Origin of the sequence: Mycobacterium sp. (genome assembly GCF_032161845.1) — a bacterium.
GTDB lineage: Bacteria > Actinomycetota > Actinomycetes > Mycobacteriales > Mycobacteriaceae > Mycobacterium.
On record NZ_JAVRQA010000364.1, the window covers coordinates 1 to 6569 of the forward strand.

A 6569-nucleotide genomic window follows, 5' to 3' on the forward strand; every position below is an offset into this window, starting at 1 on the left:
CCATCTCGCCTTGGCCGCTTCGAGCGCAGACCCGGAGACCTTGCTGGCGCTCGACACCGCGGCAGTTGCAGCCCGCTCGCGGGGAGCCCCTGCGGCCGCCGCCGAACTGTTGGATCTCGCCATCAACCTTGGCGGCGATACGCCGGCCCGCCGAATCCTGTGCGCCGACCATCACTTTCGCGCGGGCGAAGCCCAGCGCGCCGGCGAGTTGCTCGCACCCACCGTCGAGCAACTGCCGACCGGACCTCTTCGGGCCACTGCCCTGAAACTGCTTGCCGCTCTTCAGGTCTACGACGATAGTCTGCTCGTAGCCGTCGATCTGCTCGACCGCGCACTGGGCGACGCAAAGGACGATCACGCCCTGATCGTGCAGATTCTCCTGCTGTCATCCTTCGCACTTCTCTACGCGGGCAAGTTCGACGACTCCATTCGCCAGATCGACGTGGCGTTGGAGCAAGCGCACGGCCTATCGACGCCCGAGCTGACCAGCCAGGTGCTCGCGATGTCGGTGTTGGCGAAGTGCCTACGCGGCGACGGCGTCGACGAAGCAAGTCTGCAGCGTGCCCTCGAATTGGAGGATCTGCACGCCGACGTCCCCATGCAGTTTCGCGCCTGCGCGGTCAGGGCGATCGTCCACGCGTGGACGGGTGACCTCGAGGCGGCGCGAGTCGAAGCGATCGTCGTCCGGCAGCTCTGCTTGGATCGCGGCGCCGAGACCGACGTGATGATGTTCGATGCCCACACCGCCCTCGCCGATGTGTGGCGGGGCGACCTCGCCGCCGCGGAGGCGGTCGCCGACGAGGCCATCGAACGCGCCGAACACATCGACACCCAGAACCTTCGAGGAGTCGCATTGGCGATCCGCGCCACCGCGGTCGCCTACCGGGGAAGGGCCGTCGACGCCCGCAACGATGCCGAGGCCGCGCTCGCGATTGCAAATGAAACCGGCACCCCCCAACTCGCGATCCGCGCCACGTCGACGCTGGGCTTCCTGGAGATCTCACTGGGCAACCATGCCGAAGCCCTGACCGTCCTGCAGCCGCTGATCGACGCATTCGGGTTCCTCCCCGGCACCGAGATCAGAAGCGTCGACTACCTCCCCGACGCGGTCGAGGTGATGATCAGTGCGGGCCAGCTCGCCGAGGCAGAACCCCTGATCGAGAAGCTGGAAACCGACGGCCGCCGACTCGACCGAGCATGGCTCCTGGCGACCGGCGCGCGGAGCCGCAGCAGGTGGTGGGCCGCGAAGGGCGACCTCGACGAGGCGATGCGTGCCGTCAATTTCGCCATGGCGGAGCACGACCGCCTGCCGATGCCCTTCGAGAGAGCCCGCACGCTGCTTCTCCTTGGGCAGCTGCAACGCCGTCAGCGGCTGAGGCAAGCGGCTGCCGAAACGTTCGGCGCGGCGTTGCGCGAGTTCGAACGGATGGGCGCCGCGCTATGGGTCGGCATCGCGCGCGCGGAGTTGGACCGGACCAAGGTGGCCGCACCGCAGACCGCGGCGCTGACGGAAGCCGAACTGAAGATCGCCGCGTTGGCGACGTCGGGGATGACGAACCGCGAGGTCGCGTCGACCCTCTACATCAGCCTCAAGACCGTCGAGGCCAACCTGACCCAGATCTATCGCAAGCTGGGCATCCGATCCCGCGCACAGCTCGCCGCCAAGCTGAAGTCGGGTGAATCCTAGGGTTTACCCCGATGATCTGACCGCGGATCACCCGTACCGTTCAATGGTGGGTCCAGCCGTCGCGATGGGAACCCGGTACCTGGTGGAGTGGTATCGGCCGAACCTGACGCCACAACTGATCGACGACATCGTTGCCGCACTCGATGAGGTGACCACCAGCATGTGCGCCGAAGGCTTCTCGGTGCGGCTGTTGGTCACGCTCGCCGTGCCCACCGACGAGGTGCTGTTCGGCGTGTTCGCCGCGGATTCAGCGGATTTGGTTCAGACGGCGTGCGCGCGGGCCGGTGCGGTGCCCGAGCGCATCAGCGTCGACGTGGACGCGCGGATCACTCGACCGTTCTGAGGGTCGAGCCGCTATGCCTTCGTGGCGGCATGGAGCGCGACGATGCCGCCGGTGAGGTTGCGCCACCGCACCGCCGACCATCCGGCATCGGCGATCCGCCGTGCCAGCGCCGCCTGGTCGGGCCAGGCGCGGATCGACTCGGCCAGATAGACGTACGCGTCCGGGTTGCTCGACACCGCGCGGGCCGCCGACGGCAGCGCCCGCATCAAGTACTCCTTGTAGACCGTGCCGAACAACGGATTCGTCGGCGTGGAGAACTCGCACACCACCAATCTGCCGCCGGGACGGGTGACCCGCGCCATCTCGCGAAGCCCCGCGGTGTGGTCGACCACGTTGCGCAGGCCGAAGCTGATGGTCACCGCGTCGAAGACCCCGTCGGCGAACGGCAGCTTCGTCGCATCGCCCGCCACCTTCGGCACCGGCCGGGCCGCACCGGCCGACAACATGCCGACCGAGAAGTCGGCCGCCACGCACCAGGCACCCGACTGGCTGAGTTCCACCGTCGACACGGCGGTCCCCGCCGCCAGGTCGAGCACCGCGTCGCCGGGGCCGATCTCCAGTGCCGAGCGCGTCGCCCGCCGCCAGAAGCGGTCCTGCCCCAGCGAAAGCACCGTGTTGGTGATGTCGTAGCGACGGGCCACGCCGTCGAACATCGACGCGACTTCGCGGGGATCCTTCTCCAACGTCGCGCGGTTCACCGCACCGACGCTACCTGTGAATGTGCACGTAGCGGGAATGGGTAACCGGTTGCGGCGTTGGTAATGCTTTGAGCCCCGCGCGAGCACAAGAGGAGACAGACATGGCAGAGAAGGTGTGGTTCATCACCGGCACGTCGCGAGGCTTCGGCCGGGAGTGGACGATCGCGGCGCTGGAGCGGGGTGACAAGGTGGCGGCGACCGCCCGTGACACCGCGACGCTCGACGACCTCGTCGCCAAGTACGGCGCGGCCCTCCTGCCCATCGCGCTGGACGTCACCGACCGCGAGGCGGACTTCGCTGCCGTTGCGCAGGCCCACGACCACTTCGGGCGGCTCGACGTCGTGGTCAACAACGCCGGCTACGGCCAATTCGGCTTCATCGAGGAATTGTCCGAGGCCGAGGCCAGGGACCAGATCGAGACCAACGTCTTCGGCGCACTGTGGATCACCCAGGCCGCGCTGCCGTTTCTGCGCGAACAGCGCAGCGGGCACATCGTCCAGGTGTCGTCGATCGGCGGCATCAGCGCGTTCGCCAACGTCGGCATCTATCACGCGTCCAAGTGGGCGCTCGAGGGCTTCTCGCAGGCGCTGGCCACCGAGGTCGCGCCGTTCGGCATCAACGTCACCCTGATCGAGCCGGGCGGCTTCTCCACCGACTGGGCAGGCCCGTCGTCGAAGACCGCGACCGAGCTCCCCGCGTACGCCGAGGCACACGCGGAATCGCAGCGGGTCCGCGCGCAGCGCAACAGCAAGCCGGGTGACCCGCAGGCATCGGCGGCCGCGATCCTTCGGGTCGTCGACTCCGAAGAGCCACCGCTGCGAGTGTTCTTCGGCGCGGCGCCACTCCAGATTGCCAAGGCGGACTACGAGAGTCGCCTCAAGACGTGGGAGGAATGGCAGCCCGTCGCCGAGCTGGCCCAGGGCTGACAGCTAGGCGGCGCGGACGCCGCGATGGCCCAGCACCGCGTCGTAGTGGCCCAACAGTTGATCGCAGACGGCAGGCCAGGTGCGGTTCAACACGCTCCGCCTGGCCGCCAGCGAGTAGCGCTGCCTTTCGGCGAGAAGATGGTCGACGGCGCCGGACAACTTCGCCTCGAACTCCTCGACGCCGAGCAGCAGCCCGGTGTGCATCGGAGTCACCAGATCCCGCGGCCCGCCGGCGTTGGGCGCGATGACGGGGACGCCAGAGGCCATCGCCTCCTGGACGGTCTGGCAGAACGTCTCGTGCTCACCCGCGTGGACGAAGACGTCCATGCTGGCGTACGCGGCGGCCAGATCGGACCCGTACCGAGCACCGGTGAAAACCGCTGAAGGCATGAGGGATTCGAGTTTCGGCCGGTCGATGCCGTCGCCCACGATCACCAGTTGAAGGTCATCGCGCCGCGCCAGCAACGCCAGCCGTTCGACGTGCTTCTCGGGTGCCAGCCTGCCGACGAACCCGATGATCGGCTTGCCCGACGGTGACCAGGCGGACCGAAGGCCGTCGTCGCGAGCCGAGGGCACGAAGCCGGAGACGTCGACACCCCGACCCCAATGATGCACGCGCGGAACGTGATGCGCGACGAGGTTCTCGATCGCAGACGTCGACGGCGCGAGGGTCCGGTCGGCCTTGCCGTGCAGATGACGTGTCCACGCCCAAGCGGCGCGCGACATCACGCCTGCACCATAGCTCTCGGCGAAACCCGCGACGTCCGTTTGGAACACGGCCACTGTCGGCACTCCCAGATGACGAGCAGCCAGCAGTCCGCCGTAGCCGAGCAGCGCCGGCGAGGCGAGGTGGACGACGTCCGGTTCGAAACCCCGCAGCACGCCGACCATGCGCAGCCGCGGCACACCCAGCGGCAGCGACGTCACCTTCGGGAACATCATCGCCAGCACTCGATGCACGCGAACGCCGTCATGGATCCGGTCGGCGGGCGGCTCGCCGCGGGGCGTGTCCGGCGCGATGATCAGAGCCTCGTGCCCCGTCCGGCGAAGATGCTCGATCACCCGAAGCACCGAGTTGGTGACTCCGTTGACATTCGGCAGGAACGACTCCGCGACGATCGCAACGCGCACACCAGAAGGCTGGCAGATCCGGCTGTACTAAAGGTTGCGTCCAGGGATACGACACGCAAAGTCTGGCGACTGCCTCATAATACGGAAATGCGCAGCAAGCGTTTCGCCATCGTCGTGGTGTTGAGCCTCGTCGTCGCGTTGAGCGGCTGCACGCGTGGCATCAGCGGCACCGCTCAGGGCGATCTCAATCCCCCGCTCGTCGAGGTGACGCAGGATTCGTTCGGCGTCCGCGCCGGTCTCGAGGACGCACCCGTCCAGCTGGAGATCTACACCGAGCCGCAGTGCAGCCACTGCGCGGATCTGCAGCGCGACTTCGGCGATGAGTTCGCCTACTACATCGGGACGGGTCAGCTCGCCATCACCTACCGGCCGATGACGTTCCTCGACACCCCCGCCACCGACGGCCATTCCGCGCGGGTCGCCGACGCGTTGTTCGTCGCAGCCACCCAAGGCGGTGAGGGCTCCGACTCCGCCACCGGCAGGCAGTTTCAGCGCTTCGTCGAACAACTTTGGGCGCATCAGCAGCCCGGCGGCAAGGGTCCCGACGACGGAGAAATCGCGGACCTCGCGCGCAAGGCCGACATTCCCGACTTCCAAGTGCACGAACTCGAGACCGGTGCGACCGAGAAGAGCGCGTCCGACCTAGCCGAGATGGAGTCGACGAACTTCGAGTTCCTCTACGAGGTCGACCCATTGAGCACAGGTACGCCAACGGTTTTCGATCTCAAGGCTGAAAAGAAGATCGACATCTATGACAACGACTGGCTGTCCAAGCTGATGGCGACCTGACGGTTCAGCCGACGCTGGACCAACACCGTTGCGCCGAGTAACGCGGCCGCCGCCAACCAGCTCAACACCGCGATCGAGGCGGCGGGGATGATCGCCAGCGAGGCGTTGCGGTGTTGCACGCGAACGAGATCGGGGTTCGCCCTGTCGTACTCGACGTAGATCCGCATACCCGTGTCCAGTTCGGACGGATAGAGCACACCCAGCTCTGGCCGGTAGGTGACGCGATCCGGCGTGACGAACTCGATGGTCGACCGCCGCGGCCCGGCGTCGAGCACCTCCGCGGCGGCCACCCCCATGTTGCCTTCGATCTGGTGATCGTTTCGCCAGGCACCGAGCACCAACAGCACGGCCTGCAGAGTCACCAGGCACGCGAGGATGACCACGCCGATCCGCACCCGCCGAATGATTCGCTCGGGCCGCGTCTCATTGGGCTCACCGGACAGGTGTGGAATCAGGGTCTGCCGCAACGCCTTCACCCAGCGGAGCACGCTGCCGGCGAAGGTCTTCACAGGGCTGCCCTGATCGATGCGTGCAGCGCCCGTAGCGACGAGCGGTCGGCCTTCACCTCCAAAACGCGCAGACCGTCGAAGGATTCGTCGAGTGCGTCGCCGAGACCGTCCAACTCGACCTGCCGACAGTCGACGTGATAGGCGCGACACAACGCGCCGACGTCGACGTCGTGCGGGGTCCCGAACACCCGCGAGGAGACGTCGGAGAACCTCGGGTCGCCCTGCTCGAGCAGTTCGAAGATGCCCCCACCGTTGTCGTTGGACACCACGATGGTGAGGCTCGCAGGCGTCGGCTCGGTGGGGCCGATCAGCAGACCGGAGCTGTCGTGGACGAACGTCAGATCACCGATCAACGCGATCGTGCGTGGCACCTGGTCGCCGTCGGCGCCGGCGCGGTCGTGGGCCAGGGCAGCGCCGATCGCGGTCGACACCGTGCCGTCGATGCCCGCGACGCCGCGGTTCGACCGGACCTTGATGCCTTCGGGG

At 67.4% G+C, this 6569-nt stretch carries 7 protein-coding genes and 1 pseudogene; 4 read left to right on the plus strand and 4 right to left on the minus strand.

Translation table 11 applies throughout. The features are described from left to right. Together QOD90_RS19820 and QOD90_RS19825 are read left to right on the plus strand one after the other, a co-directional pair. A partial coding sequence (locus tag QOD90_RS19820; protein ID WP_526352539.1) for a helix-turn-helix transcriptional regulator occupies positions 1 to 1687 on the plus strand: 1687 nt, incomplete at its 5' end. Between the two features lie 46 nt (positions 1688 to 1733). Continuing rightward, the gene (locus tag QOD90_RS19825; protein ID WP_526352540.1) at positions 1734 to 2030 is read left to right on the plus strand and encodes a hypothetical protein; all 297 of its coding nucleotides are present in this window, start codon (positions 1734 to 1736) and stop codon (positions 2028 to 2030) included. Positions 2031 to 2041: 11 nt separating this feature from the next. On the opposite strand, the gene QOD90_RS19830 is transcribed toward QOD90_RS19825, so the two are convergent. Continuing rightward, positions 2042 to 2728, minus strand: a complete 687-nt coding sequence (locus tag QOD90_RS19830; protein ID WP_526352541.1) for a demethylmenaquinone methyltransferase — start codon at positions 2726 to 2728, stop codon at positions 2042 to 2044. 101 nt (positions 2729 to 2829) lie between these two features. On the opposite strand from QOD90_RS19830, the gene QOD90_RS19835 reads away from it, so the two are divergent. Further along, positions 2830 to 3654, plus strand: a complete 825-nt coding sequence (locus QOD90_RS19835; protein ID WP_526352542.1) for an SDR family oxidoreductase — start codon at positions 2830 to 2832, stop codon at positions 3652 to 3654. Between the two features lie 3 nt (positions 3655 to 3657). Here QOD90_RS19835 and QOD90_RS19840 read toward each other — a convergent pair whose 3' ends face one another. Continuing rightward, positions 3658 to 4785 (minus strand): glycosyltransferase family 4 protein, encoded by a 1128-nt coding sequence (locus QOD90_RS19840; protein ID WP_526352543.1) that lies wholly within the window; start codon positions 4783 to 4785, stop codon positions 3658 to 3660. 87 nt (positions 4786 to 4872) lie between these two features. Between QOD90_RS19840 and QOD90_RS19845 the strand changes: the two genes are divergently transcribed. Then, a complete protein-coding gene (locus QOD90_RS19845; RefSeq protein WP_526352544.1) occupies positions 4873 to 5574 on the plus strand; it encodes a DsbA family protein in 702 nt (233 codons plus the stop codon). On the opposite strand, the gene QOD90_RS19850 is transcribed toward QOD90_RS19845, so the two are convergent. After that, positions 5535 to 6083, minus strand: coding sequence for a DUF3592 domain-containing protein (locus QOD90_RS19850; protein WP_526352545.1), 549 nt, complete (start codon positions 6081 to 6083; stop codon positions 5535 to 5537). The two genes, QOD90_RS19845 and QOD90_RS19850, sit on opposite strands and share 40 nt — an antisense overlap. After that, positions 6080 to 6569 (minus strand): annotated as a pseudogene (locus tag QOD90_RS19855) (2-succinyl-5-enolpyruvyl-6-hydroxy-3-cyclohexene-1-carboxylic-acid synthase); the annotation flags it as partial. The gene QOD90_RS19850 and the pseudogene QOD90_RS19855, both read right to left, overlap by 4 nt.

Bases quoted from the DNA above. Each gene is read 5' to 3' on its own strand.
- QOD90_RS19835 (WP_526352542.1), top strand. From the start codon at position 2,830: ATGGCAGAGAAGGTGTGGTTCATCACCGGCACGTCGCGAGGCTTCGGC.
- QOD90_RS19845 (WP_526352544.1), top strand. From the start codon at position 4,873: ATGCGCAGCAAGCGTTTCGCCATCGTCGTGGTGTTGAGCCTCGTCGTC.